This window comes from Streptomyces sp. NPDC048565 (assembly GCF_040650935.1).
Taxonomy (GTDB): Bacteria; Actinomycetota; Actinomycetes; order Streptomycetales; family Streptomycetaceae; genus Streptomyces.
In genome coordinates this window covers 117,136-142,576 of record NZ_JBEZIH010000022.1, presented here as the reverse complement: position 1 = coordinate 142,576, position 25,441 = coordinate 117,136, and the positions used below count along the sequence as shown (strand labels likewise).

The 25,441-nt window shown below is 69.3% G+C and carries 22 protein-coding genes and 3 pseudogenes; 12 read left to right on the top strand and 13 right to left on the bottom strand.

Annotated elements, in window-relative coordinates:
* Positions 1-148: 148 nt before the first annotated feature.
* A complete protein-coding gene (locus tag AB0C75_RS25360; protein ID WP_362893994.1) occupies positions 149-940 on the bottom strand; it encodes an alpha/beta hydrolase in 792 nt (263 codons plus the stop codon).
* Between the two features lie 958 nt (positions 941-1,898).
* Between AB0C75_RS25360 and AB0C75_RS25355 the strand changes: the two genes are divergently transcribed.
* The 4 genes and pseudogenes from AB0C75_RS25355 to AB0C75_RS25340 form a co-directional block, all read left to right on the top strand.
* Positions 1,899-2,246, top strand: a complete 348-nt coding sequence (locus AB0C75_RS25355; protein WP_362893993.1) for an ArsR family transcriptional regulator — start codon at positions 1,899-1,901, stop codon at positions 2,244-2,246.
* A 137-nt stretch (positions 2,247-2,383) separates the two neighbouring features.
* Positions 2,384-3,391, top strand: a complete 1,008-nt coding sequence (locus AB0C75_RS25350) for a zinc-dependent alcohol dehydrogenase family protein (protein ID WP_362893992.1) — start codon at positions 2,384-2,386, stop codon at positions 3,389-3,391.
* A 116-nt stretch (positions 3,392-3,507) separates the two neighbouring features.
* Positions 3,508-4,521 carry an NAD(P)-dependent alcohol dehydrogenase gene (locus AB0C75_RS25345; RefSeq protein ID WP_362893991.1) on the top strand — a complete coding sequence of 338 codons (1,014 nt, stop codon included), beginning with the start codon at positions 3,508-3,510 and terminating at the stop codon, positions 4,519-4,521.
* A gap of 218 nt (positions 4,522-4,739) precedes the next feature.
* Positions 4,740-4,862, top strand: a pseudogene (locus AB0C75_RS25340) (alkene reductase); the annotation flags it as partial.
* A 679-nt stretch (positions 4,863-5,541) separates the two neighbouring features.
* On the opposite strand, the gene AB0C75_RS25335 reads toward AB0C75_RS25340, so the two are convergent.
* The 4 genes from AB0C75_RS25335 to AB0C75_RS25320 form a co-directional block, all read right to left on the bottom strand.
* Positions 5,542-6,072: a hypothetical protein gene (locus AB0C75_RS25335; protein ID WP_362893990.1), complete on the bottom strand. Its 531-nt coding sequence runs from the start codon at positions 6,070-6,072 to the stop codon at positions 5,542-5,544.
* 130 nt (positions 6,073-6,202) lie between these two features.
* Positions 6,203-6,760, bottom strand: a complete 558-nt coding sequence (locus tag AB0C75_RS25330) for a TetR/AcrR family transcriptional regulator (RefSeq protein WP_362893989.1) — start codon at positions 6,758-6,760, stop codon at positions 6,203-6,205.
* A gap of 418 nt (positions 6,761-7,178) precedes the next feature.
* On the bottom strand, positions 7,179-7,823 hold the full coding sequence (locus AB0C75_RS25325) for an NAD(P)-binding domain-containing protein (protein ID WP_362893988.1): 645 nt from the start codon (positions 7,821-7,823) through the stop codon (positions 7,179-7,181).
* 47 nt (positions 7,824-7,870) lie between these two features.
* The gene (locus AB0C75_RS25320; protein ID WP_362893987.1) at positions 7,871-8,683 is read right to left on the bottom strand and encodes an inositol monophosphatase family protein; all 813 of its coding nucleotides are present in this window, start codon (positions 8,681-8,683) and stop codon (positions 7,871-7,873) included.
* 126 nt (positions 8,684-8,809) lie between these two features.
* On the opposite strand from AB0C75_RS25320, the gene AB0C75_RS25315 reads away from it, so the two are divergent.
* The 3 genes and pseudogenes from AB0C75_RS25315 to AB0C75_RS25305 all read left to right on the top strand — a co-directional run bounded on the left by AB0C75_RS25315 (position 8,810) and on the right by AB0C75_RS25305 (position 11,439).
* The gene (locus tag AB0C75_RS25315) at positions 8,810-9,754 is read left to right on the top strand and encodes a LysR family transcriptional regulator (RefSeq protein ID WP_362893986.1); all 945 of its coding nucleotides are present in this window, start codon (positions 8,810-8,812) and stop codon (positions 9,752-9,754) included.
* A 108-nt stretch (positions 9,755-9,862) separates the two neighbouring features.
* A pseudogene (locus tag AB0C75_RS25310) lies at positions 9,863-10,875 on the top strand (transposase); the annotation flags it as partial.
* Between the two features lie 276 nt (positions 10,876-11,151).
* A complete protein-coding gene (locus tag AB0C75_RS25305; RefSeq protein WP_362893985.1) occupies positions 11,152-11,439 on the top strand; it encodes an antibiotic biosynthesis monooxygenase in 288 nt (95 codons plus the stop codon).
* Positions 11,440-12,093: 654 nt separating this feature from the next.
* Here the strand turns inward: AB0C75_RS25305 and AB0C75_RS25300 are convergent.
* Entirely contained in the window at positions 12,094-12,945 is an 852-nt protein-coding gene (locus AB0C75_RS25300; protein WP_362893984.1) for a hypothetical protein, read from the bottom strand.
* Positions 12,946-13,200: 255 nt separating this feature from the next.
* On the opposite strand from AB0C75_RS25300, the gene AB0C75_RS25295 reads away from it, so the two are divergent.
* Positions 13,201-13,560 carry a DUF6204 family protein gene (locus AB0C75_RS25295; RefSeq protein ID WP_362893983.1) on the top strand — a complete coding sequence of 120 codons (360 nt, stop codon included), beginning with the start codon at positions 13,201-13,203 and terminating at the stop codon, positions 13,558-13,560.
* On the top strand, positions 13,490-14,218 hold the full coding sequence (locus tag AB0C75_RS25290) for an NmrA family NAD(P)-binding protein (protein ID WP_362893982.1): 729 nt from the start codon (positions 13,490-13,492) through the stop codon (positions 14,216-14,218). Before AB0C75_RS25295 ends, AB0C75_RS25290 begins: the two co-directional genes overlap by 71 nt.
* Before the next feature lie 158 nt (positions 14,219-14,376).
* On the opposite strand, the gene AB0C75_RS25285 is transcribed toward AB0C75_RS25290, so the two are convergent.
* The 3 genes from AB0C75_RS25285 to abc-f form a co-directional block, all read right to left on the bottom strand.
* A complete protein-coding gene (locus AB0C75_RS25285) occupies positions 14,377-15,573 on the bottom strand; it encodes a macrolide family glycosyltransferase (protein ID WP_362893981.1) in 1,197 nt (398 codons plus the stop codon).
* A 61-nt stretch (positions 15,574-15,634) separates the two neighbouring features.
* Positions 15,635-16,288: a CatB-related O-acetyltransferase gene (locus AB0C75_RS25280; protein WP_362893980.1), complete on the bottom strand. Its 654-nt coding sequence runs from the start codon at positions 16,286-16,288 to the stop codon at positions 15,635-15,637.
* A gap of 48 nt (positions 16,289-16,336) precedes the next feature.
* Positions 16,337-17,956 (bottom strand): ribosomal protection-like ABC-F family protein, encoded by a 1,620-nt coding sequence (gene abc-f, locus AB0C75_RS25275; protein WP_362893979.1) that lies wholly within the window; start codon positions 17,954-17,956, stop codon positions 16,337-16,339.
* Positions 17,957-18,110: 154 nt separating this feature from the next.
* Between abc-f and AB0C75_RS25270 the strand changes: the two are divergent.
* Positions 18,111-18,606: pseudogene (locus AB0C75_RS25270) on the top strand (TetR/AcrR family transcriptional regulator); the annotation flags it as partial.
* Positions 18,607-18,874: 268 nt separating this feature from the next.
* Here AB0C75_RS25270 and AB0C75_RS25265 read toward each other — a convergent pair.
* Together AB0C75_RS25265 and AB0C75_RS25260 are read right to left on the bottom strand one after the other, a co-directional pair.
* Positions 18,875-20,032, bottom strand: a complete 1,158-nt coding sequence (locus AB0C75_RS25265) for an epoxide hydrolase family protein (RefSeq protein WP_362893978.1) — start codon at positions 20,030-20,032, stop codon at positions 18,875-18,877.
* Between the two features lie 144 nt (positions 20,033-20,176).
* On the bottom strand, positions 20,177-21,124 hold the full coding sequence (locus AB0C75_RS25260) for an aldo/keto reductase (protein ID WP_362893977.1): 948 nt from the start codon (positions 21,122-21,124) through the stop codon (positions 20,177-20,179).
* Between the two features lie 86 nt (positions 21,125-21,210).
* Here AB0C75_RS25260 and AB0C75_RS25255 point away from each other — a divergent pair, with 86 nt between their 5' ends.
* Entirely contained in the window at positions 21,211-21,852 is a 642-nt protein-coding gene (locus AB0C75_RS25255) for a TetR/AcrR family transcriptional regulator (RefSeq protein ID WP_362893976.1), read from the top strand.
* Between the two features lie 530 nt (positions 21,853-22,382).
* Here AB0C75_RS25255 and AB0C75_RS25250 read toward each other — a convergent pair.
* Positions 22,383-23,834, bottom strand: a complete 1,452-nt coding sequence (locus AB0C75_RS25250; protein WP_362893975.1) for an amidase — start codon at positions 23,832-23,834, stop codon at positions 22,383-22,385.
* Between the two features lie 116 nt (positions 23,835-23,950).
* On the opposite strand from AB0C75_RS25250, the gene AB0C75_RS25245 reads away from it, so the two are divergent.
* On the top strand, positions 23,951-24,574 hold the full coding sequence (locus AB0C75_RS25245) for a TetR/AcrR family transcriptional regulator (protein WP_362893974.1): 624 nt from the start codon (positions 23,951-23,953) through the stop codon (positions 24,572-24,574).
* A gap of 253 nt (positions 24,575-24,827) precedes the next feature.
* Here AB0C75_RS25245 and AB0C75_RS25240 read toward each other — a convergent pair whose 3' ends face one another.
* On the bottom strand, positions 24,828-25,142 hold the full coding sequence (locus tag AB0C75_RS25240) for a hypothetical protein (protein WP_362893973.1): 315 nt from the start codon (positions 25,140-25,142) through the stop codon (positions 24,828-24,830).
* Between the last annotated feature and the right edge of the window lie 299 nt (positions 25,143-25,441).

The following is a 25,441-nucleotide window of genomic DNA, read 5'->3' as shown; positions in this document are numbered from 1 at the left end:
CTGGATGGGGCCGGCCAGGGAGCAGCGAACGCTTCCTTACTCCTTACTCCTTACGGAAGAGGCACGGCGGGCCGCCGATGAGAGTGTGGACGGGCCCGGGCCGGCTTTCGGACGACGCCCGCGTCAAGGTGAAGGGCGCGTCGCGTTTCTACGGCTGGCGCGTGGTTGCGGTGAGGAAATCCAGGACCAGGGGGCCGGCGTGGGCGCGGGCTTCCTCGAAGTAGGCATGGCGGGCGGCGGGGATCAGGTGGAGCCGGGCGTCGGGGATGCGGTCGGCGAGCAGGGGGGCGTTGGCGGTGGGGTTGAGCAGGTCGTCGGTTCCGTGGAGGACCAGGGTGGGTGCGCTGATGTGGGGCAGGAGGTCCCAGGCGTTGTGCTGACTGCTGGCGGTGAGGTGCCGGCGGCGGGAGTGGGCGGGCATGCCGGGGTCGCCGAGGGTGTGGTGCGGGCCGGGGTGGTCGGCGAGCCAGCGGGGTGTGTACATGAGTTCCAGCAGGGCTTGCCGTGCGGCTCCGGGGCGAGACTGGGCCAGGGCTCGGCGGACGTCGTTGCCGCGTTCGATGCCCTGCGGGCCGCCGGGCGAGGTGCAGCCGAGGACCAGGGCGCTGACTCGGTGCGGGTGCCGGGCGGCGAGTTGCTGGGCTACACGGCCGCCCATGGACGTGCCGTAGATGTCGGCCCGGTCGATGCCGAGGTCGTCGAGGACGGCGATGACGTCCTGGGCGAACAGTTCGGTGCTGTGCGGGGTGTCAGGTTTGTCGCTGTCGCCGGTGCCGCGGTAGTCGAGGGTGAGGGTGCTGCGGGCGGGTTGGAAGTCGGCGCGGACCGAATCCCACCAGTGGTGGTTGTTGGCCTGGCCCGCCAGCAGGACGAGTGGCGCTCCGTCGCCTTGGAGCTGGTAGGCGATGCGGGTCCCGTCGGGTGTCGTCGTGTACGTCATCGGCTGGTTCCTCAACTCCGTTGTCGGCGGCCACGGTACCCGGTTCGGGGCTTGCGCGGCCGTGGGCTGCGGGGAGGTCACGGGCGCGGGGAAAGCCGTAGGCAGGAGACCGCTGTCGCTCATCTTGCGGGCGTGTGGGGGTAGCGCCCAGGTAAGCCCAAAAGCCGCCGTTACTTGATCTTGACGGGTGCAGTGCTCGGTCGGCTCAACGCAGGCTGGCGGCCGGAAGTGCGCTGACACGGTTCTCGTACTCGCGGCGGGTCTTGCGCTGGCAGGAACAGCTGGGACGCCCTGGCCGTCTTCGAGTGGCTGGCATCGGTTGAGGAGCTGGCGGTGTGGTCGGGCAGGAGGTCGGCGACGGCTGTGCGGATCGCGCTGAGGCCGGCCGGCTGTTCCACCCCCGAGTGGCCGGCGCCGGGACGTGGTGTTGGGGCACCGGACCTCCGGCCGCAACACAGAGCCGAACCACGGATGTGCGACATTCCGTGAGTTCGGCTGAGCCCCGCTGAGTCCCTGCCTCCGTGGCCAGGGGGGGGCGATCGTTCCGTCGCCGCGACCACTACGCCGGCCGCCCGGCTCATTCTCGCCCTCGCGGCGGTGCACGCGGCCCGGGGCGCTCAGATCGGCAGCCTCATGCTCGACGACGTCGACATCGGGAACCGCCGTCTGACCATCGCCGGGCGAGTCCGTCCGCTCGACGAGCTCACGCTGAAGCTGCTGCTCGACTGGCTGGAGCACCGCCGGAAGCGGTGGCCGAACACTGCCAACCTCCACCTGCTCATCAACAACCGGACCGCCACGGGCATCGGCCGCGCCGGCAACCACTGGATCAATGCGCCCCTACGCGGTCAGGACGCGACCGGTCCTGCTGGAGCAGGCTGCCGAGCAGCAGCACCGTGCTTCGATGGTGGTCGTAGTATGGGACGGCCGTATTCATCAGCCACCTCAAGGAGCCACCGTGGCCCGTCCCCGTACCGCCCCCCGGACGGTGGAGCACCCTGACCTGTCACAGGTCTCTCTGCAGCAGGTTCTGGAGGCGCTGGTGGACCCGGTGCGCCGGTCAGTGGTGGCCCAGCTGGCTGGTGCGGGTGCGGACCTGAGCTGCGGGACCTTCGTCGCGTCAGTGTCGCTGTCGACGCTGACGCATCACTTCAACGTGCTGCGCGAGGCGGGTGTGATCCGCCAGTACTACGTGGGGACGACGAAGATGAACGCGCTGCGCACCGACGAGATGGACGAGAGGTTCCCGGGGCTGCTGCCCGCTGTACTGGACGCCCTGACCGCAGAGGCGGCAAACGCCGTCTGAGCCTGCCGGGGGCAGTGCACCAGGTACATACTTTGACGTTCATCGTAATTTGACCGTGGTCAAAGCTTGGGGCAGAGTGGAGAGCACGCCGGGATCATCCGGTGTTCTCCCGTTTTCTACCCCGGGGCTGGTGCGCCATGGCAAAGCTCGTGCAGTTCGACCGGATCGGCGGACCCGAGGTCCTCGCCCTCCGCGATGTCGCCTCCCGCGCTCCGGGCGCGGGAGAGGTGCGCATCCGGGTCGACGCAATCGGCCTGAACCGGGCCGAGATCATGTACCGGGAAGGCGCCTACTTCTACCAGCCGGTCTTCCCCTCCACGCTGGGCTACGAGGCCGCGGGCGTCATCGAGGCAGTCGGCGAAGGCGTGAGCGAGTTCTCCGCGGGCGACCCGGTGGCCGTCGTGCCCGCATTCCTGCAGAGCGAGTACGGCACCTACGGCGACAGCGTCGTCCTGCCGGCCGCAGCCGTCGTCCCCCGCCCCGCACAGGTGGACGCCGTCACCGCGGCGGCTGTGTGGATGGCCTACATCACCGCCTACGGCCCCCTCGCCGAGAGCGGCAGGGTACGTCCGGGCGACCACGTGCTCATCACCGCCGCCTCCAGCAGCGTCGGCCTGGCCGCCATCCAGATCGCCCGCCACATCGGCGCGATCCCGATCGCCACCACCCGCGGCGCGAACAAGAAACAGCGCCTCCTGGACGCCGGCGCGGCCGACGTCATCGTCACCGACGACGAGGACCTGCCCGCGCGCATCGAGGAGATCACCGGCGGCACGGGTGTGCGCCTGGCCTTCGATCCGATCGCGGGCCCCGGCGTCGAAACCCTCGCGAAGGGCATCGCCCCCGGCGGACACCTGGTCGTCTACGGCGCTCTCGACCCGCGCACCACCCCGCTGCCCAACGCGCAGTCCTTCCCCGCGCTGAACACCAGCACCTACACCCTCTTCGAGATCACAGGCGACCCCGAGCGGCTGCGCCGCGCGGTCGCGTTCGTCAACGCCGGACTCGCCTCGGGCTCGTTCACTCCCGTCGTCGACAAGACCTTCGACCTGACCGACATCGCCGAGGCCCACCGCTACATGGCGGCCAACGGCCAGGTCGGCAAGATCGTCGTCACCGTCACCCACGACGCCACCACCTCCTGAGCCCGGCCGCGCCGCAGCAGCGAGACACCGCGCTCGCACCACCGGCGCAGTCCCGCACCCCGGTCACACCAGCTGGCCTCCCCCTCCCCCAGATGCAAGAGAAAGGAGCACGTGTCATGCGTGCCTGGCAGCTCGAAGACTTCGGCCTGGACAACCTCCGCCTCGCGGAGCGCTCCACCCCCAAGCCCGGTCCCGGCGAGATCCTCGTCAAGGTCTCCGCCGTCTCCCTGAACTTCCGCGACAAGGCGATCGTCGACGGCGTCTACAACCCGGAGAAGATGCCGAAGAACCTCATCCCGGTCAACGACACGGCCGGTGTGGTCGCCGAGGTCGGCTCCGGCGTGACCCAGTGGCAGGTCGGCGACCGCGTGATGTCGCACTTCTACTCGCACTGGCTCGACGGCGCCCCCGCCCGGGACGAACCCGACTGGCAGCTCGGCGGCCCAATCGACGGGGGACTTGCCGAGTACATGATCCTCGAAGCCAACTCGGCCGTGCCGACCCCGGCCAACCTCACCGACGAGCAGGCCGCCACCCTGCCCATCGCCGCGCTGACCGCCTGGTTCTCCCTGGTCGAGTACGGCAACCTGAAGCCCGGCCAGTCCGTCCTGGTCCAGGGCACCGGCGGCGTCTCCCTGTTCGCCATCCAGATCGCCACCGCGCTCGGCGCCCGCGTCATCGCCACCTCCAGCAGCGACGACAAGCTCCAGAAGGCCGCCGCCCTGGGCGCCACCGACCTCATCAACTACCGCACCACCCCCGACTGGGCCGAGAAGGTACGTGAGCTGACCGACGGCGAGGGCGTGGACCAGGTCATCGAGGTCGTCGGCGGCGACAACCTCAACCAGTCCGTCCACGCCACCCGGGCCGCCGGCCACATCGCCCTGGTCGGCTTCCTCGGCGGCATGACCGCCCCACTGGACGTCCTGCCTCTGCTCTACAGCCAGGCCGCCATCCGCGGCATCGCCGTCGGCCACCGGCGCGCCTTCCTCGACATGAACGCCTGGATCGAGAAGAACGGCCTGGACCCCGTCATCGACACCGTCTACGCCTTCGAAGACGCGATCAAGGCATACGAACACCTCGCCCGCGGCGCCTTCGGCAAGATCGTCATCCGCATCGCTGACTGACACCGCGCTCACCATCGCAAGGACGGCACCGCCGTGCCTGTCGTCAAACGATGGCACCCTCAAGCTGGAGGCCGCACAACAGGCCCTGTCCCGGTTCCCACGGTGCAGGGCCAGGGAACGCACCCGCAATCATCGGCGGGCGGCGGAGAAGGTGGGATCCCTGCACGGAAAGGTGCGGCGCCGGCGGCTCGACCACGCACACAGGACCGCCCTGAGGCGTGTTCCTCGCCGACCCCGACCTGCCCGCCCGCCTGGCCGCCCGAGGCCCCTACAACACACCGCACCCCGCCACCTTCTACGGCGGCGACCACCACGGCTACACCGACTACCCCCACCTGTAGGACACGCCCTCACCGCGGGACGGACTCTCACTCCGGTCGGGCGTGTCCAGGAACACGGGGTGCCGGTAAGAACGCTGTCACCAGCCGCAAACGGCTGTGGTCAGTTCTCTGACCTGGGGGGCCGGGGCAGTCCCGCCGTGTTGGTCGCCTCAGCGAGCGCGAGGCGACCACTCTTGAGTTCGGGCACGTAGTTCATGATCGGGGTGCCAGCAGCCCAGCGGGGCGTTGTCCGTACCGGCACCCGGCTGCCCCGTACGAGCCCGCTGCCTGGTTCTGGTCTGAGTACCTGCTTGCAAGCCTTCGGTCGGCGTTAGCCCAGGTCAAGATTCGAACAGAGCTGGGCTGGGCCGTCACCGTCCCGCCATGGCTTCTACATCTGACCGCACTGCCCGCGCGGTGCGTCTCGGCGAGCTCGGCGAAGGCCCGCTGGTAGGGGGGCGCCGTACGCGCCTGTGCTGTCGGTCAGCAACCGGTCCAGATGCTGCCTGCTCACAATGATCTCGCCCATGGCCCGCTCCCGGGCCCGCAGAGGCCCGGCCGGTCCAGGCCCTCACCCACGCCCCGACAAGCATGCGCCACGCCATGCCAGGACAACGTCTCCGGACACAGAACGACCGCCAGCCGAAGCTGACGGTCAGTCACGAAGGATCAAGGCCAGGCGTAGGCTGGGCAGAGCGGATCATGCAGCCGGGCCGGCGGACGGTTGGCCGCCGGTCGGCTCTGCGGCGCTCGTTCGCCAGCCGTACCAGCCACGGCACAACACGTAGGCCGCCGCGACGACCACCACGAGACCCAAATCGGTCAGACCGGACTGGCGCGCCTCATTCACATCGCCCACCACCGCAGCGATGACAACGAGCGCGGTCTTCTGGCCGATGATTAGCTCCCACAGCCCTCGGTGTGCACGCGGCGCTGCGGCGAGAATGGCGAATAGTCCCGCGAAGACCAGGTAGGCGGACGTGCGCCAGCCCTCCACCCAAATCCGGGAATCGGGCGCGTCCATCATGAGCGCGATGCCGTAGAAGAACGCGCCGACGGTCGAGAGCGTCGCAAGGACGAGCAGCCACCGACCAATCTTGTCTGCCCGAACCGTGGGCCCACGGTCGTTGAGCGCGGTGTCTGCAACCTTCATGACAACCTGCCCGGCCGGACCGGAGACGGTCGAGCGGTTGTCGACCTCGTCGGTGGTGCGGCCTGTGGGCTTCCTCATGGGTTTCTCCTTCAGTACGGGTGAGAGGTGACGAGCGAAGAGAGAGTGGTTGAACACTCACTTCGGAGCCCAGCGAGGCAGGCGAGCCACTGAGGTCCGTGGGCGCGTGGCCGCCTGCCGGTGCGTGGTGTCAGTAGTGCATGATCCCGGCCGTCAGAGTGCGGGTCCAGGGTGCGGAAATGGCCTCGGCGTCGATGGAGACCAGCAGGTGACAGAGCATGCCGGTGGCGAAGAACTGCTGCACCTGCTCCTCGCCGCCTCCCGAGGCGCTTCGGACGTATTCGACGGTTCGGGCGTACCCGGAGCGCACCGCCTCCCTGACCGCCGGCTCAGAGACCGCCGCTGCCTGGGCGTGCAGCTGGACCAGCATGAGGTCGTTGTCACTGATCAGGCGGGCGTAGGCGTCACCCATCGAGGTGAGCACGGCTTCGGGGGCGCTGCTCTCGGCCTTCGCCGCGCCGGCTTCAAGGGCTGCGCGCACCCGGACGAAGCAGTGCTCGACGACCGCGGTGAACAGGACTTCCTTATTGGGGAAGAGGCGGTAGACGTATGCCTGGGAGATGCCGGCGGCCTTCGCTACCTCGGTGGTCGTGGTGCCGAAATACCCCCGGGCCGCGAAGGCCCCGATGGCGGTGCGCAGCACCGTCTCCCGGCGCTCATCGGCTGTGGACAGCTGACGTCGTTCCATCTGCATGTGAGTAGTCAATCACTCATCCTGGGGAGCGTCAACCGTGAAGGCTCCAACGCGTGGCGTGTGGCACGTCGCCGTCGCACCGCCGCGAGCAGTAGACGGCGTTCGAACGCCGATCCACTCCGGCCACCCACTGCTTGCCGCACTCCGGGTACTGAGCCCGGCCGGCCTCGCTGAGTTCGGCAGCCACCCGCTTCCGCAGCCGACAGTCCACCCGTCGCTGCCTGGCGCGACACGCCGTCGAGCAGCACACGGCATCGGGCCGCGCTGTCGACCTCGGCCGACTGACCACCGCAGCCCCTGTACTTCCGCTCTCCGGTCCGCCCGGCACCCTCGGACACCACGCCAGCGTAGAGCTCAAGACTACCCAAAGTGGAGGTTCAAACACAGCCAGTGAACCCCGGTCTTGGTGGGGTCAGCGGGCGAGGGAGACGGCGAAGGGCTTGAAGCCGTGTCGGCGCAGGATGTGGGGCACGACCAGGATCATGGCCTCGGTGGCTCGGGCCGTGCTGATGCCTCCAAGGTCTTCGATCCATGCGGGCTGCCAGCCCAGGTCGGCGAGCAGGCCGGTGACGGCCTTCTTCGCGTTCTCGTCGTCGCCCGAGACATAGACGGTCGGCGGGGTGGCCAGGGTTTCGGGAGCGGTCATGACCATGAACAGCATGGTGTTGAGGGTTTTGACCACATGGGTGTCGGGGAGCGCGCGCTGGAGTTTCTCGGCGAGGCTGCTGCCGGGATAGCACAGGTCGCCGGGCAGGCCGTCGTCGGCGTCGCGGGTGGCGTTGGAGACATCGATGAGGATTTTTCCCGCGAGCTCGGTGCGCAGGTCGGTGAGGCGGTCAAGGGCGCTGTCGCCGGGTGTCGCGTTGATCACGATGTCCGCGGTGCGGGCGGTGGTGCGCTGGTCGGCGAAGGCGATCTGCGGGGCGACCCCGGCGGCGCGGGCGGCGGGGTCTCCCGGGCCCCGGCTGCCGAGAGTGACGTGGTGTCCCGCGGCGACGAGCTTGTTGGCGAGGTTGGCCCCGACGCGGCCGGCGCCCAGGATGCCGATGTTGGTCATGAGATGAAGCTCCTTGCGGTATCAGGTGGGAAGTGCGGGGTGTCCGGTCAGGCGATCGGCGACAGGACCTTGAGGGCGGCGGCGTGGAGGCCGGGGGCTGCGGCCAGGAAGTCGCGGCTGCCCGTGTTCCAGGCTTCGCCCGCCAGGTCGGTGACGGTTCCTCCGGCCTCGGAGACCAGCAGGGCGCCGGCGACCAGGCCGGAGCGGACGTCGGAGAACTGCCAGAACGCGTCCATGCGTCCGGCGGCGACGTGGATGAGCTGCATGGTGGCGGGCACGGACACGCGCACGACCAGGCCGTTGATGAGCATGGCGGTGACGGAGTCACCGATCCGCCGGAAGGTCCGCTCGTCCTCGCCGGGCTTGGCCTGACCGGTGCCGATGAGCGCGGCGCCCAGATCGGTCTTGGCGGACACCTTCAGGGGCTGGCCGTTGAGGCGGGCACCGCCGCCGGCGACGGCGGTGTAGGTGTCGCCGGTCAGCGACAGGTGGACAACGGTGAGCACCGGCCGGTTGTCGCGGACCAGGGTGGCGGTGACGGCCCAGTCATCCATGCCGTGGACGTGGTTGATGTTGCCCTCGGCGGGATCGACGACCCACCACTCCCCGGGCGGGAGCGCACCGCCGGCCAGCTCGTCCTCGGCCCACTGCGACCCCTGCCGGGCCCGCAGAAGCGGCTCGCGCAGCACCTCCAGCACCGCGTCGTCGTTGGCGTGGATCTCATCGACGACCTCGTCAAGACTCACGCCTCGGGCGTGGGAGGTGAAGCGGCCGCGCAGCGTGACGCCGGCGGCCTCCACCGCTGCGGTCACCTCGGACATGAGCGTCGCGTCGGCGTCGAAAGGCATGACTGTGCTCATGGTGGGCTCCCTGGGGGATTGGCAGAAGCGGGGTGAAGCAGGGCGGTTACCCCGCCCCGCACCTCGAAGGTAGGGCGCCCAATCATTAACAACAAGTGCATGCTTTTCACTTGTAGAGTTACTGTCATGCAACTGGATTTGAATCTGCTCACGGCCCTGGACGCCCTGCTGGAGGAGGGCAGTGTCGCCGGCGCGGCAGCACGCCTCCACGTCACCTCACCGGCGATGAGCCGCTCCCTGGGCCGCATCCGCAAGGCCACCGGTGACCAGATCCTGGTCCGCACCGGCCGCAGCATGCTCCCCACCACCCGCGCGCTGGCCATGCGCGCCGAGGTCCACGCCCTCGTGCAGCAGGCACAACACCTTCTGTCCGCGGAGCAAGAACTCGACCTGCCAGCTCTGGACCGGGTTTTCACCGTGCGCTGGCACGACGCCCTGACCGCCGCCTGCGGCACCGCCCTGACTACGGCCGTCCACCACCAGGCCCCCGGCGTCCGGCTGCGCCTGCCCGCCGAACCCGGCACGGACGACGCCGAGCTGCGCCGGGGCGAGATCGACCTCGAATCCAGCTCCAGCCGGCCGACACTCCCCGACCTCCGCCACCGCCTCGTCGGCAGGGACCGGCTGGTCGTCGCCGTCCGCCCGGGGCACCCGCTCACCGCAGGCTCGCTGAGCCTCGAGCGTTACGCGGCCGCCGAACACCTCACCGTCTCGCGGCGCGGACGCCTGCGTGACCCGATCGACGAAGCCCTGACCAAGCGCGGCCTCGAACGACGCGTCGTCGCTGCCGGGCCCACCGCCGCCTTCGCGCTGCAACTCGCCCTCGGCACCGATCTGGTCGTCACCCTTCCCGACGCGGTCACCCGCGCGGCCCGTGACCAACTCGGCCTGACCACACTGGCGCCGCCACTGCCGCTGCCCGATGTCCCGCTGTATCTGCTGTGGCACCAGCGCTACGACGACGACCGCGCCCACACCTGGCTGCGAGACCTGGCCACCGAAACCGTCCAGGCACTATTCACACCGTCGACCGCCTCTCAACAGCCCCTCACCAACCGGTCCGGGCAGTGACGGATGCGCCCGGGGGAAGGCCCGCGGCAGCTGACTCCCGCTCTCATGAACACCGCCTGTTCGCGCGAGCGTGCGACTCCCAATGTCGCGTCAAAAAACGAGGTTCTGGCAGGCAGTGTCGCGGCCTGGCTGGCCGATCACCCGGGGATCGAGGTCCTCTGCCGCGACCGCGCCCCCTACTTCGCCGAGGGTGCCAGGACCGGGGCACCCACCGCGGTCCAGGTCGCTGACCGATTCCACCTCTGGCGCAACCTCGGCGAAGCGGCCGAGCGGTGCGTCTCCCGCCACCGCGCGTGCCTCCGTGCGACCTCCGCCGAGTCGGCGCCGGAGAAGGCTCCGGAACTGGCCGAGAGCGGGCCGCCATGGCCCACCGGGCATCGGTTCGCCGACCGCACCCGAGCCAAGCACGCCACCGTCCACACGCTGCTGGCCGCCGGCCACAGCCGACGCGCGATTCAGCGACAGCTCGGCATGACCTACCGCACCGTCCAACGACTGGCCGACGCCGCAAGGCCGGAAGACGTGTTCCAGGGACAGTGGCAGAGCCGCAGGACCAAGCTCGACGACTTCAAGCCCTACCTGCACGGGCGATGGGCCGAGGGCTGCACGAACGCCTGGACCCTCTGGGAAGAGATGAAGACGCACGGCTACACCGACGGCTACGGAGCCGTCCGCGCCCACCTCCAGCCGTTCCGGACATCCCCGACCGCGCCTGCAGCCCGTCCGCCGTCCCCACGCACGGTCACCAGCTGGATATCCTGACTCACCCCGACACCCTGCCGGAGAGCGAGCGTCTGAAGCTCAAATCCGTTCTCGCCGGCTGCCCTGAACTCGATGCCCTCACCGGGCACGTCCACGCGTTCGGGAAGATGCTCACCCAGCTCCAGGGCGACCAGCTCCCGCAATGGATCAAGGCGGTCCGTGCCGGCGACCTGCCCACCCTCCACACCTTCGTCAACGGTCTCGAACGGGATCTCGCCGCTGTCACCGCCGGCCTGACACTGCCCTGGAACTCCGGCATCGTCGAAGGCCACGTCAACCGGATCAAAATGATCAAACGCCAGATGTACGGCCGGGCCGGCTTCAGCCTCCTGCGGAAACGAGTCCTGTTGGCATCCTGACGGGACAGTCGAGCTCTGCTGGAGTCGCTCGACAGCCTGAGCGGGGGTGTCGTAGCAGCCAGGCCGTGCCGGCGGGACCGAGCTGAATGACAGCGGCCAGCAGGAATTCCCCAAGTACGGCCAGTTGACTCAGTCACCGTCCGCAGCCAATGGTTGAGTTGGCCCCAGCGCAGCGGGCGTGGACCGGGGGTTCCCGTTCTGCGCGCACCGATGAGTCCGGCCCCGGTCGACGGTCATATTTGGCGACGGCCGGTCGGACCCAGCAAGGAGCAGCACATGGTGATCGTCGCAGGGCACATCGTTGTCGACCCTCAACTGCGTGAGTCCTATCTTGCAGGCTGTGTGAGCGTTGTGGAACTGGCCCGCCGCACATCGGGATGCCTCGACTTCGCTATCGCTGCGGACCTGGTGGATTCCGGGCGCATCAACATCTTCGAGCGGTGGGAGTCGCAGGCTGCCGTCGAGGCGTTCCGAGGCGATGGTCCCGACGACGGGCAGGGCGCCGCGATGCTCGCCGCCGCGGTGGCCGAATACGATGTCGCGGAGGTGCGCTCACTGACGTGAGCGGAGCACGGGTGCCAGTTGGACGGCCGGGCGGCCTGACCAGGATCCCTTGTCCGCTGCCCCCACGAATGTAACTACAGAACGTGAGGACCGTGGCCAGATATCCTCCCCGTAACTGGCCGTCAGCGGGAAAATCAACTGCCACCAACACGAGTCCAACGCGGTATTGGCCGCGTGTCGAGTCATACCGATCCGCAACGGGCCAACGCCGTTTGGTGGGGCGAGGTCGAATCCATGTGGGCATGATCCCGAACAGGTCTGTCCGCGAGTGACGAAGGGGCATCATCGAGTCCCGGCAGGTTACAGAGTGTGAGAGCTCCACAGAAGTTGGATCTGAACCATTCGTCATCGACATGAGCGAGCGAGACGGTCACCAATTGCCTCCGGAACCGGTCGACAAACGCTGTTCCTGGAGATCAACGAAGCCAGACGCGCGAGGGCGGTAGCTCCTCAGCCCCAGGGGCTTGCGGTGCCCCCGCAGGACTTGGTGAAGCACCGCGGGCGACTGCTGCTGAGACGGGGCCGGGAGACGAGGAAGAGTGGCTGAGCATCTGCCTGGTGCCGCGCACGAGGTGGAACGTCTCGGAGATGTGCGCGGTGTCGCCCGGCCGCGTGTGCGTGCGGAGCTCGGGGTGCGGGGCGCGGCCATCCCCGTCAGGGGCGGGGCAGCAGCAGTGCCCCGGGCCGCAGGGGCGCGCCGAAGACCTGCAGGACGAGGTTGCGGTGGGCGGAGTGCAGGGTGCGTACGGCTGCCCTCGTCAGTCCGGGCTTGGGCGGTTCCTCGCCGCCGCGGGGCCGGCCGGGTTTCGTGGGGATCCACAGGTAGCCCGGGTCGCTGCCTTCGAGCTGCCGGGTGATGCCGGCGCGGATGTCGAGCCAGCGGCGCAGGATGTCGGCGGTGTCCTTGTCGAGCGGGTGGGGGCCGGTGTCCAGCGTGATCCGAGGAACCGGCCGGTGCTCCAGGTCGAGGTCGGCGACGTCCAGGCGGTGCAGGTCGGGCACGGAGCGGCCGGTGGCGGCGACGAGGGCGGCGACCGCGGCGGTACGGATCGCGGTGGCCGCGTTGGAGCCGACGGGGCGTTTCACGGCGAGGGTGCGCAGCAGTTTGTGGGATTCCTCGGGTTCCAGCCAGTCGCCGTGCGCGGCCGGGGGCATCTCCAGGCGCAGGGGCAGGCCGAGGTGTTCGGCGAAGGAGTTCCAGGTCTGGATGCGGGCGCGCTGGGTGTTGCCGGCCGCGACGGCGTCCGGGCCGGTGAGGGTGTTGCGGCTGCGGGTCTGGCCTGCGGCCGCGGCCGCGAGCCAGGCCTCGGCTCGGGTGAGTTCCATCAGCTCGTCGACGGGGAGGGTGGTGGCCCGCTCCGTGCCGAGCGCGTGCTCCAGGTACTCGTCGAGGAAGCGGGCGCGCAGCCGTCGCGTCTCGTACACGTACCCGCGGGCTTCGAGCGCGTCGAGGAAGTGGCCGATCGCGGTGGAGGCGTCGGCCGGGCGAATGCGGGTGTGCGGCATGCGCCCCAGCGTACGGATCCCGGTCTCAATGTTCTGGATAACAGCAAGAAGCAGGACAGAGCATTCTCCCGTCCTGCTGCGGCTTTCGTATCGGTCCGTGTCGAACCGAATCGCAACATCCCGGTCCGGTACGGTCATCACGCCCCACTCAGGCCTCCCCCTGGCAGGGCGAACGACTGAAGAACTTCCCCTTGCTTCTTGCTGTTATCTGGTGACCGGCGGAGCTGCACCGACCGCGCTGGTTAGGGTTCTGGGATGAGTACTCATCCCTTCCGTATCACCGTCCGCGGTGTCTTCGACGGACTCAGCACTGATCAGCGGGCAGAGCTCCTGGCCCGCGCTGCGGAGCATGACGTCCTGCGGGCGGCCTTCACCTCCGAGGGGCACCTCAGCTACGACCTGGCCGCGCGATCCGCCTTCACCTTCCGCTTCCTGGACTCCGGGGAGGAAGAAGAGGACATCCTGGAAGCGACGGAACGCGCTGAAGAGGCGGCAAAGACGTGGCTGGCCGAACGTGGCTACGGCTACAAGAACCTCAGGAGCAGTGCCGAGGACCTCTCCCAGGCACCGTTGGGCAAACGGCAGCGCCGCGCCGCAGCCCAGAAGAACGTCTGATCCTGCAGCACTGGCGAACAGCCTCGAAGAGGTCGAGGCGGAGATCCGCATCGGTACCGCGCTCGTCGACGCGGCGGTCGAGGCGGGCGTCCCGCACGTCGTGTTCAACTCGGTCTTCGGGGCGGACCGGGAATCGGGCGTGCCGCACCACGACTCGAAGTACTGGATCGAGGAGCACCTGAGGAAGTCCGGCCTGAGGGCCACGATGGTTCGCGCGACCGCCTTCATGGAGAACTTCGCGAGCGTGATGGCACCGAGCCTGGAGCATGGGGAGATCGTGCTGAGGCTGCCGCTGCCGGAGGACGTCGCCCTGAAGATGATCTCGGTCAGGGACATCGGCCGGGTCGTCGCCGCGCTCCTGCTCGACACCGCGGAGGCGCCCGGCGGAGCCGTCGAGCTCGTCGGCGACGAGCTGACGGGCCCCCAGATCGCCGCGGCGTTCGGCGCGCGCGTCGGGCTCCCGGCACGGTACGAGACCCTCCCGTTGAGCGTGCTTCCCAACGACCTGGACAAGGTGATGTTCCGCCAGTTCGCGAAGGCGGCGGAATACCCTTCGGACCTCGCGGTGGTGCGCTCGATCGAGCCGGCCACCCTGGACCTGGTCGAGTGGATCCGAGCTACCGGCTGGACCGCGCCCGCAAACGTGGCTGGTTCCTGAGCCTCCGGCCGCGATGAACGCCCCGCGATCGACTACGAGCGCGAACCGGCCCAACTTGACGGACCGGGGCCACCGGCCGCTGCGGACCGTGGACACGGACGACCCCGGAGCCGGGCTGCAGAACAGCAGTCGGCCCCCGCTTGCAGCCACAGCGCCAGTCAGCCCGCCGGTCCGTCACCGATGGCCAGCATGTTCTCAATGAGGTTGGCGGCGCGCGGGGTGCCGCCCTCGGCCCGGGCGTTGGCGCGCAACTGTGCCGATCGGCGGGCGACTTCCGTGTCGGTGACCAGTTCGTTCAGGGCCGCTCTCAGTGTCTTGGCAGTAGCGTCCGGGGTGTCGATGCGGCGGGCAACGCCCAGCTCCACGAGCTGGTCCGCGTTCACGAACTGTTCGGCGCCCTGCGGCACGGCGATCATCGGGACGCCCGCGAGGAGTCCTTCGCCGCAGCCGCCCATTCCGGCGTGGGTGACGAAGGCGTCCGCCTGCTCCAGGATCGCCCTCTGCGGGACCCAGGAATGCACCTCGACGTTGGGTGGGATGTCGCCGATTTCGTGCGGGTCGGTGTACTTGCCGATCTGGAGCACGATGTGCCAGCCGGGCAGGTTTCCATACGCCGCGACGCACTGGCGGTAGAACTCCGGTTGGCGCGTGTACGCCGAGCCCAGGGAGATCAACAGTACGTTCTCCGCGTCCGCCGGCCGTGTCCAGCTGCCCGCGTCCTCACGTGCGTCGAAGCAGGGCCCGACGAAAGTCACCGAGTCGGTGTCGACCTTGTCGGCGTACGGCTGCATCGCCCGAGAGATGAGGGCCAGGGCGCGTGAGGGAGGACCGGAGAAGGCGTCCACGTCCGTGGTGGTCGCCCCGCAGTCGGCGAGCCAGTGTGCGAACCTTGCTCGGTACGCGTCGGCACCCGGCAACTTCCACAGGTGCGCCGCGATCTCCTCTTCATAGCCGTCCCAGGCTACGAACGTCGGGGACAACTGCATGAGGGGCCGGCCCTGCCCTTCGGCGAGGGCGCGCGCGGCGTAGGCGCCGATGTCGTACAGGTACAGGTCCGCCGGGGCGTGGTCGTAGACGGCGCGCAGCTGAGGGAGTGCCTGGATGGCGTCGTCGAGGAAAAGGTTCGCCGCGGCGATGGGGTCGTCGGGCCAGTTGTTGTCGGCAACCGGCAGCACGGAGGTGCAGGGCACCAGTTCGGCTCCGGTATCCGCGATCCGGTCCGCCACGGCTGGGTCGTTGGCGTAGGTGACCCGGTGGCCGCGGGCCACCAGCTCGCGAATGATCTCCAGGCTCGGCAGGACGTGGCTGACGGCCGGGATACCGACCATCGCGATGTGGGCACGGTGACGGGACATGGCGATCACTCGTTTCGGGTGCGGGGTGGGCATCGGCGGGATCGAGGTGCATCCGTCGGTGTCACGGATGACGAGTGCGCGGGGCGGCTGCCGCCAGCTCGGCGACCGAGCCCGACATGATCGTCCGTACGTGCTCGGTGATGTGATCCGCGGGCCAGTCCCACCAGGCGGCGGCGAGGAGGCGGGCGACGTCCTCGGCGTCGTAGCGGGTGCGGATGAGTCGGGCAGGGTTGCCGCCGACAATGCCGTAGTCGGGTACGTCGCCTGTGACCACGGCGCCGGAGGCGATGACCGCGCCGTGGCCGATCCGAACGCCGGGCATGACCGTCGCGCTGTGGCCGAACCAGACGTCGTTGCCGACGACGGTGTCGCCCCGGCTGGGCAGGTTGGTGAGCAGGTCGAAGTGGTCGGCCCAGGAGCCGCCCATGGTGGGGAAGGGGAAGGTCGAGGGGCCGTCCATACGGTGGTTGGCGCCGTTCATGATGAACCGTGTTCCGGTGCCCAGCGCGCAGAATTTACCGATGACGAGTCTCTCGGGGCCGTAGTGGTGGAGGACGTTGTGCGTCTCGAACGCAGTCGGGTCGTTTGGGTCGTCGTAGTAGGAGTACTCGCCGACTTCGATCAGTGGCGACTTCACCAGCGGCTTGAGCAGCACCACCCGCTGCTGTTCGGGCATCGGGTGCAGGACGGTGGGGTCGGCGGGAGCAGTCGGCATCGTGAGTCGATTCCTCTCTGGAACGGGCGTAAGGGTCGGACAGGAACCTCAGCCTCTGATCACAGGCACTCGGGCGGCGCGCAGAGCCAGGTGGGTCCCTCTCCAGCGTCGCCGAAGCAACCGGTCGTGGCTGACGAGGACGACGGTGCCGGCGAAACCGGCCAGGGCGGTCTCCAGTTCCTCGGCAAGGGCTGGAGACAGGTGGTTGGTGGGCTCGTCGAGCAGCAGGATGTCCGCAGGCTGGCTGACCAACCGCGCCAGGGCGAGCCGCTGCCGCTGGCCGGTGGAGAGCCGCGTGACCGGCACCGCCAGCCGGGACCGGTCGAACAGCCCGAGGGCCAGAAGCCGTTCGGCGTGGTCGTCGGCTTCCCCCGCCCGCCCACGGGCGTAGGCGGCCAGGAGGGTCTCGTCCGCCGAACCGGGGCCCGGGTCCTGCGGGAGGTACCCGATGCGGCCGCACCTGTCGACGTGCCCGCGGCTGGGGACCAGGTCGCCGGCCAGGACGCGCAGCAGGGTGCTCTTGCCCGCGCCGTTCTCGCCCGTGATCAGCAGGCGCTCGCCCGCCCGGACTGTCAGATCGACCGGGTCGAGTCTGCCGGCGACGGCGACCCCGACGGCGTCGAGCACGGCGCCGTGCAGCTGTCCGGCGCGCATCACAGGCGAGAAGTTCAAAGGCTCCGGCGGGGCCGGGACCGGGTCGGCCAACAGGCGGCGCAGCCGTTCCTCGGCGTTGCGGACGCGGCTGGCCAGGGACTGCTGCACACGGGCACCGGCCTGGTTGTAGGCCAGTTTGTTGCCGTCCTTCATCGCCCGGCCGGGGGCCACCCGGCGGGCGGTACCCGAAGCCGAGTCGCGCACTCGGTCGACCTCGGCACGCCACCGGTCGTGGTGCTGGGCCCAGCGCCGCCGCGCCGCCGCCTTCTCCGCGAGGTAGCCGGCGTAGCCGTTGCCGTACCGGACGACGCTGCGTCGGTCCCCGTCCACCTCCAGCAGGCTTGTAGCGACGTGTTCGAGGAAGCCCCGATCGTGGGAAACAACCACTGTGGTGCCCCGCCGACTGTGCAGGTGCTCCTCCAGCCATACCAGGGCGGCCTCGTCCAGATGGTTGGTCGGCTCGTCCAGCAGCAGCGTCTCCGGGGCAGCTGCCAACACCGCTGCCAGACGCAGCCGGACCTGTTCGCCGCCGGAGAGACTGCCCATGGTCGAGTCACGGCCCACCTGACTCAGGCCGAGGCCGTGCAGGGCACGTTCCAGCCGGGCATCGGCGTCGTAGCCGCCGCGCAGCTCGAAGGCCGAGACGGCCTCGCCGTACGCGTCGAGCGCCGACTCGTCACCGTCGGCCATCGCTGACTCCAGGCGGCGCATCCGCGCTTCGATCGCACGAAGATCGCCCAGTGCCTGGTCGATGACCTGCTGGGCCGTCACGTCTTCTGGCAGGCCCCCGTCTTGGGCGAGATAGCCGACGCCACCGTCGGCCTGCAGGATGATCTCCCCCTGGTCGGGGCGCTCCCGCTTGGCGAGCAGTCGCAGCAGGGTGGTCTTGCCGGACCCGTTCTCGCCGACGATCCCGGTGCACTCACCCTTCGCGAGCGAACAGGTCACCGAGTCGAGAACGGGCTTGCCGTCGAAGAACTTGCTGACTGCGAGCGCGGTGATTTGTGTGGGCATACGAGCAGCTCCGAAGCTGTCGGGGACGAAACGGTCGCCTGGGACCGCAGGGCCGGAAGAACGCTTCGGAAGAGCATCGGCAACTCCACTAGTGCGACAACTGTCACTTTAAGATGCTGTCATGATCTAGTCCCGCCGGGCAACCGGATTCCCGATGACAGACCCACCGGACAACCCGCCGGAACGTGCCCGCCCCACCGCACCGCCCGATCGCAGACCGGGCGGCCGCACCGCCCGCATCCGTGCCCAAGTACCCGACGCGGTGCGCGCCGAACTCGGTGAGCACGGTTACGAGGGGCTCACGTTTACGAGGGGCTCACGTTTACGAGGGGCTCACGGTGGAGGGCGTCGCGGCCCGCGCCGGCGTGCACCGCACCGCGGTCTACCGGCGCTGGCAGGATGTCGGTGGCTTGCTCGCCGACGTCCTCGACGCAGCTGACGAGGACGACTGGCAGCCTCCGAACACCGGTTCCCTGCACCGCGATCCGACAGCCCTCAACGACGAGATCCAGGAGTCCTTGGTCGCACAACCGTCGATCCCCGAAGCCCTGATGGCTGCCTCGTTCCGCTCCGCGCAAGCCGCCCACGCCCAGCAGCAGCTATGGGAGGACCGGTACGCGCGCTGCGAGCTCCTCGTCGAGCGCGCCGTCGAAACAGCATCAGCCAGCAGACTCACCCTCACGGCCTTCGTCCTGGTCACGTGCACCCTGGTCGGAGCACAGGATCAGACGAAGGCCGCCCCCAAGTCCGGCGAATCCCAGGTGAGCGACCCAGTACGAGACACCGTTCGAGGCCGGAAGAAAAGGAACAAGCTCAGTGCCTGTGTCTGAACCTCGGACGGGACTGTAGAACGTACGTTTTACAGTCCCGACGGTGGGTGTCGTTCACGAGGCGGGCCGCAAGACGCGGCCCCCGCCGTCACGCCGGAGCGTGGGCGAATGCCGCACGGGTCTCCGCGCAGAAGGCTTCGGGCACTTCGAGCATCGGGAAGTGGCCCCCGCGCTCGGCCACGCTCCAGTAGCGCAGGTCGCGGTAGCGTTCCTCGACCCATGAGCGGGGCAGCTTCTGAAGGTCGCGCGGGAAGACCGTCACGGCAGCCGGCACCGTCACGGGAATGTTCTGGTCCGGCATGCCGAGACCGCGGAAGCTCTCCCAGTACAGCCGGGCCGCGGACGCACCGGTGCGGGTGAACCAGTACAGCGAGACGTCGTCGAGGATGCGGTCCCGGGACACCGCCTCCTCGGGGTTGGTCTCCGAGTCGGAGAACTCGAAGAACTTCTCCGCGATCCAGGCGAGCTGGGCGGTCGGCGAGTCGACCAGCGCGTATCCGATCGTCTGCGGGCTTGTGGACTGCTGGAGCGCGTGGGCGCGCCCCGAGCGCCCGAACTCGGCGTACTCCTCGAGCCAGCGCCGCTCGGTCGGCGTGAGGGTGGTGTCGTCGAATCCGTCGGGGCGCGGAGCCCACGGCACAAGGGTGTGCATCATAGAAACCCGCTCGGGGTGGCGCACGGCGATCGTGATCGTGACCATGGCGCCCCAGTCGCCGCCCTGAACGAGGAAACGGTCGTGGCCGAGCCGGGCCATCAGCGCGACCCAGGCGTCGGCGATGCGCTCGATGCCCCACCCCGCATCGGCCGGCTTCTCGGAGTGACCGAATCCGGGCAGGGACGGGATGACGAGGTGGAAGGCGGGCTCGCCGTCGCCCGGCTCGGTGAGCGCGTCGATCACGTCGAGGGTCTCGACGACCGAGCCCGGCCAACCGTGCGTGATCAGCAGCGGACGAGCATCCGGTCGTGAGGACCGGACATGGAGGAAGTGGATGCCGAGGCCGTCGACGACCGTGTGCGACTGTCCGCGCGAGGCCAGCTCGCCCTCCAGGCGCCGCCAGTCGTACTCGTCGCGCCAGTAGCGGATGAGCTCGGTGAGGTAGTCGAGGGGGACGCCCTGCGCCCAGCCGGGCGCCGTCTCCTGTTCAGGGAGCCGGGCTCGGCTGAGGCGTTCTCTCAGGTCGTTGATCTCGTGATCCGGTACCACGGGCCGGAACGGGGTGATCTCCGCAATCCGTCGGTCGGTCATGGGATTCTCCTTCCACGCGCACGTTTGCAGGACGGAAAAGGCATCCCATCGGGCTCGCATCATTGCGCGACAGGTTATGGGCAAGGTGGAGGATGACTTCCGGTGCGGAGGCCGCTGCGTTCTTGATCCAGCTGCTGTCCCGGGTCAGCCGATCGGCAAGTCCGCGGAGCGCGAGGGGACGGCGTCGAGCGCGGCCAGTGTCGCGTCGTCGAAGGTGATCGCGCCCAGCGCGACGTTCGCCTCGAGGTGGCCGGCGTCCGCGGTGCCGGGAATGAGGAGCGTGTTCGGGGCGTGGTGGAGCAGCCAGGCGAGGCCGATCTGTGACGGTGTGCTGTCGAGGGCCTGTGCCGCGGTGTGGACGGCCGGCTCCTCGGTCACCTTCGGGATGCCGGGGAACGTACCGCCGAGCGGGAAGTACGGCACCCAGGCGATCCCCTCGGCGACGCAGAGCGTGAGCAGGTCCTCGTCGGCGCGCGAGACGAGGCTGTAGGCGTTCTGCACGCAGACGATGCCCGCAGGGAGCGCATGGCGCAGTCTGTCGAGGGTCACGCTGCTCAGCCCGATGGCGCCGATCTTTCCCTCGTCGCGCATCGAGGTCATCACCGCGAGCTGGTCGTCGATGTCGACCACCTGGTCACCCTCGGCCCGGAGTCCGGGCCCCGTGTCGGCGCGGCGCAGGTTCACGACGGGGAGATGGTCGATACCGAGGCCGATGAGGTTGTCCTCGACGCTCGCCCGGAGCTCCTCGGGCCGCTGTGCGAGACGAAGCGGGAGGCGGCCGCCGCTGGAGTCGGGGGTGGCACCGACCTTACTGACGACGAGGACGCCGTCCTCCGGTCGGATCGCCTCGCGGATCAACCCGTTGACGAGACCGGCGCCGTAGAAATGGGCGGTGTCGATGTGATCCACGCCGAGCTCGACCGCGCGGCGCAGGACCGCGATGGCGGTGTCGCGGTCGCCGTGCAGCCGCTCGAGCTGCATCGCCCCGTATCCGACACGGGAGACGGGGCGCCCCGCGAGCAGGCCCGCGCCTCCCGGACGGGGGACGCCGGTGGCCGTGACCTCGGGGGAGGGTGTGCTGCTGGATGTCATATGAAAATGCCGTCCTCGTGCGATGATGAGGAAAGCGGAGGAGCCTCCGCCTAGTCGACTGTAGCACTACCGGAGGGTCCTCCGCTTTGATTTCGCCCGAACCGACACCCACTGGCGCTCCCGCCGACCCGTCCGGCGGAGCGGCGCGCCCGGTCCGCGCCGACGCGCGGCGTAACCGGGAGAAGCTGATCACTGTCGCCCGGGCCGCCTTCGCGGCCGCTGACGGCGCTGTCGCGCTCGAGAACATCGCCCGCGAGGCCGGGTTCGGGATCGGCACGCTGTACCGCCACTTCCCGACCCGCGAGGCACTGGTCGAGGCGGTGTACGGCGCGGAACTCGATGACGTCACCGCGAGCGCCCCCGTCGTGCTCGCCGAGTTCCCGCCCGAGGTCGCGCTCCGTGCGTGGCTTGACCGCTACGCGGCGTTCGTCGCGACGAAGCGCGGGATGCTCGACACGCTGCATGCGGGCTGGGCGTCGGGGCGGATCGCGACACCGACCACCCGGGAGCGCATCACCGCCGCGATCGGGGCGATCCTCGCGGAGGGGGTGCGAGCGGGTTCGCTCCGTGCGGATGTCGACCCCGACGACGTCACCATGATGCTTCTCGGCATCTTCTCCACGGCGGCCAGTAACACTCCGGAGCAGACCGGCCGGCTGCTCGACCTCGTCGTCGACGCACTGCGCCCGAGAAGTGCGGCAGGGGACCTCCCCGACCTGAAGGTCTGACAACCCTCGTTGCACTGGTCCCGCTCCGGATCGCCACCTCCCTGGGCCCAGGGCCTTGTCGAGGCCCTGGGCCCAGGGCCTTGTCGAGCTCGGGACGCCGAGCGTGCTTGCCGACGCCGCCCTGGCGCTGGTCGCGAGCTTTTCCGACATCAGAGCCGCCCGGATCAGGCGCTTTCCTCCGGCTGACTGCCCGACAATTCATAGACCGGAGCAGGTCCCCTGTTCACCGAGGTTGAACGGCAAGCTCAGGCCGGGAAGGCAGCGTGTCCAGATTCTCGGCCGCCACACCGTCACCTCGATCGCCAAGCTCCTCGGCGTCTCCCGCGACACCATCCACAACCACGTGCCCGAACTCAGGGGTGGGGCACCCCGGGTCGTCCGGAGCCACTGCGACCTTCCTCGTGGGCGGCGTCGCGCCCGTGCCTCGCGCCGCTCCGCGAGCCGCGGGCAGGCGCATGCGCATGCGCGGGAGGATCCTCCGAAGGCCGGGTCACCTTTGATGTCTCTCTGCAGCGCGCCAGGAGCGTTCTTCAGCGGCCCGGGTGGTTCCCAGCCCATACCGTGGGTGTTCGGCCTGACCACGGACGTGCCTCTTCGAGTTGGCCGGCGAGGCGGAAGAGCCGGCTTTCAAGGCCGTATCCGGCGGCGAACTGCATACCTACCGGAAGCCCCGTCCCGGCGTCGGCCGTCACAGGTACGGACATGGCGGGCGTGCCCGCCACGTTGAACGGCATGGTGAACGGCGACAGGTCAATGATGCGCTCGATCCAGCCGAGGCCGTCCAGTGTCTCCGCACCCTCGGTATGAGTGCCCAGAAGCAAGGGGGGCTCCGGCAGGGTCGGCGTGAGGAGGATGTCGTACGCGTCGAAGTGCCGCGCCAGGCTTCGGGCCACCCGGTTCCGCATCGCGAGAGCGGTGAGGAATTGCGCGCCGCCGACCCGCTGCCCGTAGTGGTAGCCGGCGAGCGTCGCCGGCTCAAGGGTCGAGGAGTCGACGGGACGGCCGAAGGCGGCGGCCAACCCGTCGACCAGGGTGGTGAGGTTCACCGTCATGAGCCGGGCGTTGGCCAGGACGAATTCCTCCCAGTCGGCGCCGAGGTCGACCTCGACCTCCTCCACCTGGTGACCGAGGGATTCGAGCAACCGCACGGTGCGGGAGAGGGCGTCGGTCACCGGTGCGGTGGTGCGGCGTCCGCCCCATGCCTGGGCGAGGACACCGATTCGCAACGAGCCCGGATGACGGGTGACTTCCTCCGCGTACGGGCGTGACGGCTGCTGGGCGAAGTAGGGGTCGCCCGATTCCGGGCCGCGTATCCGGTCGAGCAGTAGCGCACTGTCGCGTACGGTGCGGCTGACGCTGCCGTGCACGGCCAGGCCACTGAAGACCTCGTCGACGCCGGGCCCCATGGACACCCGGCCGCGGGTGGGCTTGATCCCGAAGAGGCCGTTGTAGGCGGCGGGGACACGGAGCGATCCGGCGGCATCGGTGCCATGGGCGACGGGGACCACCCCGGCGGCGACAGCGGCTGCCGCGCCTCCACTGGATCCGCCCGCGCTCCGCTCCAGGTCCCACGGGTTGCGGGTCGCGCCGTACAACGCTGATTCCGTCGAGATGCCGTAGGCCATCTCCGGTGTCGCGGTGCGCCCGAACGTCACGAGGCCGGCGCGACGGAAGCGCAGCATCAGTGAGGAGTCGGAGCCGGCGACGTTACCGGCCGCCAGACGGCTTCCCAGCTCCATCCGCCTGCCGGCCATGGCCACCGCGATGTCCTTGATCAGAAAAGGGACGCCGGCCAGGGGTGCGCTGCCGGGGGCAGGTTCGTCGTCGGACGGCCAGGTCTCCACGACGGCGTTGATCCGCGGATCGACTGCCTCTACAGCCTCTCGTGCGGCTGCCTCCAGTTCGGCGGGGAGCACCTCGCCCTTGGCCACCAGCTCCGCCAGCCCGACCGCGTCGAAGCTCACGTATTCAGAAACTTTCACTGTCACTCCCTGACAGACCGATACCGTGAAGTGCCGAACGATACCGCACGGTATCGAAAGGGTCTGACTGGTACCGTGGGGGTCGCGAACCCCACGATCGGAGTGACGGAGCAGTCATGGCATCGACCCTCAGCAGGCCGAGCAGAGTGGCGAAGCTGCCGCCTCGTGAGCGCATCCTCGACGCGGCCGAAGAGCTCTTCCAGGGAGAAGGGATCCGGCAGGTGGGGGTCCAGACGATCGCCGACAGGGCCGAGACCACCAAAATGGCGATCTACCGGCACTTCGAGACCAAGGACGCGCTGGTCGCGGAGTGGCTGCGGATCGTCGCCGCCGATTACCAGGCGGCCTTCGACCGCGTGGAAACCGAATACCCCGACCGGCCCGAGGAGCAGATTCTGGGCCTGGCCCGCTTCATCGCCGAGGGGCTGCCGGCGATCTCGTACAGGGGCTGCCCGTTCATCAACTCCCTCGCCGAGCTGCCCGACCGCCTTCATCCGGCGCGGCAGGTGATCGAGGACCACAAGGCTCACCAGACCCGCAGGCTGATCGGCATGTGCACCAGAGCCCAGATGCCCGACCCCGAACAGGCCGCGGCCGAGATCACCTTCGTACTCGAAGGGGCACAGGTCAGCACACAGAACGGAAGCATCGATCAGACGGGAGACCGCCTGATGAGGATCGTCGAGGGAATCGTGGACCGGCACCGCTCCCACCTCGGCGCATACAGGGCGGCCGACTGACCGCCCGTGCCGCCCGCGCGGCCACCGCTCGACGTGGGCATGCGCGTGGGGACCTGGCGCGCCCGCTCATCTGAAGGCGTCTTCGACCGGAGCGGGAACAGGGGCCTGGACGATCACGCCGGGTGCCTCCGGCCGGCTCGGGGACGAAAGACCGGCCCGTCAAGAAGGCCGAGGGGGCCCGGAGCCCGCTCACGCGGATCCGGGACACCCCGCCCCCCTTGGACATCGACGAACGACGAACCGTACAGACGGGCTACTTGGCCGACTTGGCCTCGTCAGTGGCACCGCCCTCGGCGAGGGGCTTGGTCGGCTTGGCGCCGTCCATGTTCTCCAGCTCCTCCTTGGTGAGCTTGCGGACCTTCATCCCGTCCTTGGTGCGCTGGACGGCGACACCCTCGGGCATGGCGGCGTCCTTGCCTTCGGTCGCGGTGCTGCCGGACTGCTTGGCCGGCTTCGCGGAGCCGGCCTCACCGCCCGAGAACACGCCTGCCGCACTGGCCACGCCGGACGTCAGGCCGACAGCCACGATCGCCGCCGCCACAAAGCCGATGACCCGGTTCTTACGCATGGAATCCTCCTGATGGAAATGACTGGATCGACGAAAGACTCGTCGTCCGGTGAAAGAACCTGCACGGCGCCCGCCGTGCTCGGTGTGTTCTCATTCCATCCCGCCGGGGTGTTCAGCTCGGTAAGCGTGCGGGGGCAGTTGCTCACCGGATCCTTATCCTCTCGGCACACGCGCGGGGCCGGTCCCGGGGCCTGGACTGCCCGGTCCTGTCAGGCGAAGCGGACCGTGACCTGAGGCCGTCGTCAGGGCCAGGTTCGGCGTGCGGATCGGTGCCGTGTGCACGGGCTATGGACCGGACG

Bases quoted from the DNA above. Each gene is read 5' to 3' on its own strand.
- AB0C75_RS25300 (WP_362893984.1), bottom strand. From the start codon at position 12,945: ATGCCGCACACCCGCATTCGCCCGGCCGACGCCTCCACCGCGATCGGC.
- AB0C75_RS25265 (WP_362893978.1), bottom strand. From the start codon at position 20,032: ATGACCGACCGACGGATTGCGGAGATCACCCCGTTCCGGCCCGTGGTA.
- AB0C75_RS25315 (WP_362893986.1), top strand. From the start codon at position 8,810: ATGCAACTGGATTTGAATCTGCTCACGGCCCTGGACGCCCTGCTGGAG.
- AB0C75_RS25305 (WP_362893985.1), top strand. From the start codon at position 11,152: ATGGTGATCGTCGCAGGGCACATCGTTGTCGACCCTCAACTGCGTGAG.
- AB0C75_RS25360 (WP_362893994.1), bottom strand. From the start codon at position 940: ATGACGTACACGACGACACCCGACGGGACCCGCATCGCCTACCAGCTC.
- AB0C75_RS25335 (WP_362893990.1), bottom strand. From the start codon at position 6,072: ATGAGGAAGCCCACAGGCCGCACCACCGACGAGGTCGACAACCGCTCG.
- AB0C75_RS25285 (WP_362893981.1), bottom strand. From the start codon at position 15,573: ATGTCCCGTCACCGTGCCCACATCGCGATGGTCGGTATCCCGGCCGTC.
- AB0C75_RS25245 (WP_362893974.1), top strand. From the start codon at position 23,951: ATGGCATCGACCCTCAGCAGGCCGAGCAGAGTGGCGAAGCTGCCGCCT.
- AB0C75_RS25320 (WP_362893987.1), bottom strand. From the start codon at position 8,683: ATGAGCACAGTCATGCCTTTCGACGCCGACGCGACGCTCATGTCCGAG.
- AB0C75_RS25350 (WP_362893992.1), top strand. From the start codon at position 2,384: ATGGCAAAGCTCGTGCAGTTCGACCGGATCGGCGGACCCGAGGTCCTC.
- AB0C75_RS25295 (WP_362893983.1), top strand. From the start codon at position 13,201: ATGAGTACTCATCCCTTCCGTATCACCGTCCGCGGTGTCTTCGACGGA.
- AB0C75_RS25280 (WP_362893980.1), bottom strand. From the start codon at position 16,288: ATGCCGACTGCTCCCGCCGACCCCACCGTCCTGCACCCGATGCCCGAA.
- AB0C75_RS25345 (WP_362893991.1), top strand. From the start codon at position 3,508: ATGCGTGCCTGGCAGCTCGAAGACTTCGGCCTGGACAACCTCCGCCTC.
- AB0C75_RS25330 (WP_362893989.1), bottom strand. From the start codon at position 6,760: ATGGAACGACGTCAGCTGTCCACAGCCGATGAGCGCCGGGAGACGGTG.
- abc-f (WP_362893979.1), bottom strand. From the start codon at position 17,956: ATGCCCACACAAATCACCGCGCTCGCAGTCAGCAAGTTCTTCGACGGC.
- AB0C75_RS25240 (WP_362893973.1), bottom strand. From the start codon at position 25,142: ATGCGTAAGAACCGGGTCATCGGCTTTGTGGCGGCGGCGATCGTGGCT.
- AB0C75_RS25325 (WP_362893988.1), bottom strand. From the start codon at position 7,823: ATGACCAACATCGGCATCCTGGGCGCCGGCCGCGTCGGGGCCAACCTC.
- AB0C75_RS25260 (WP_362893977.1), bottom strand. From the start codon at position 21,124: ATGACATCCAGCAGCACACCCTCCCCCGAGGTCACGGCCACCGGCGTC.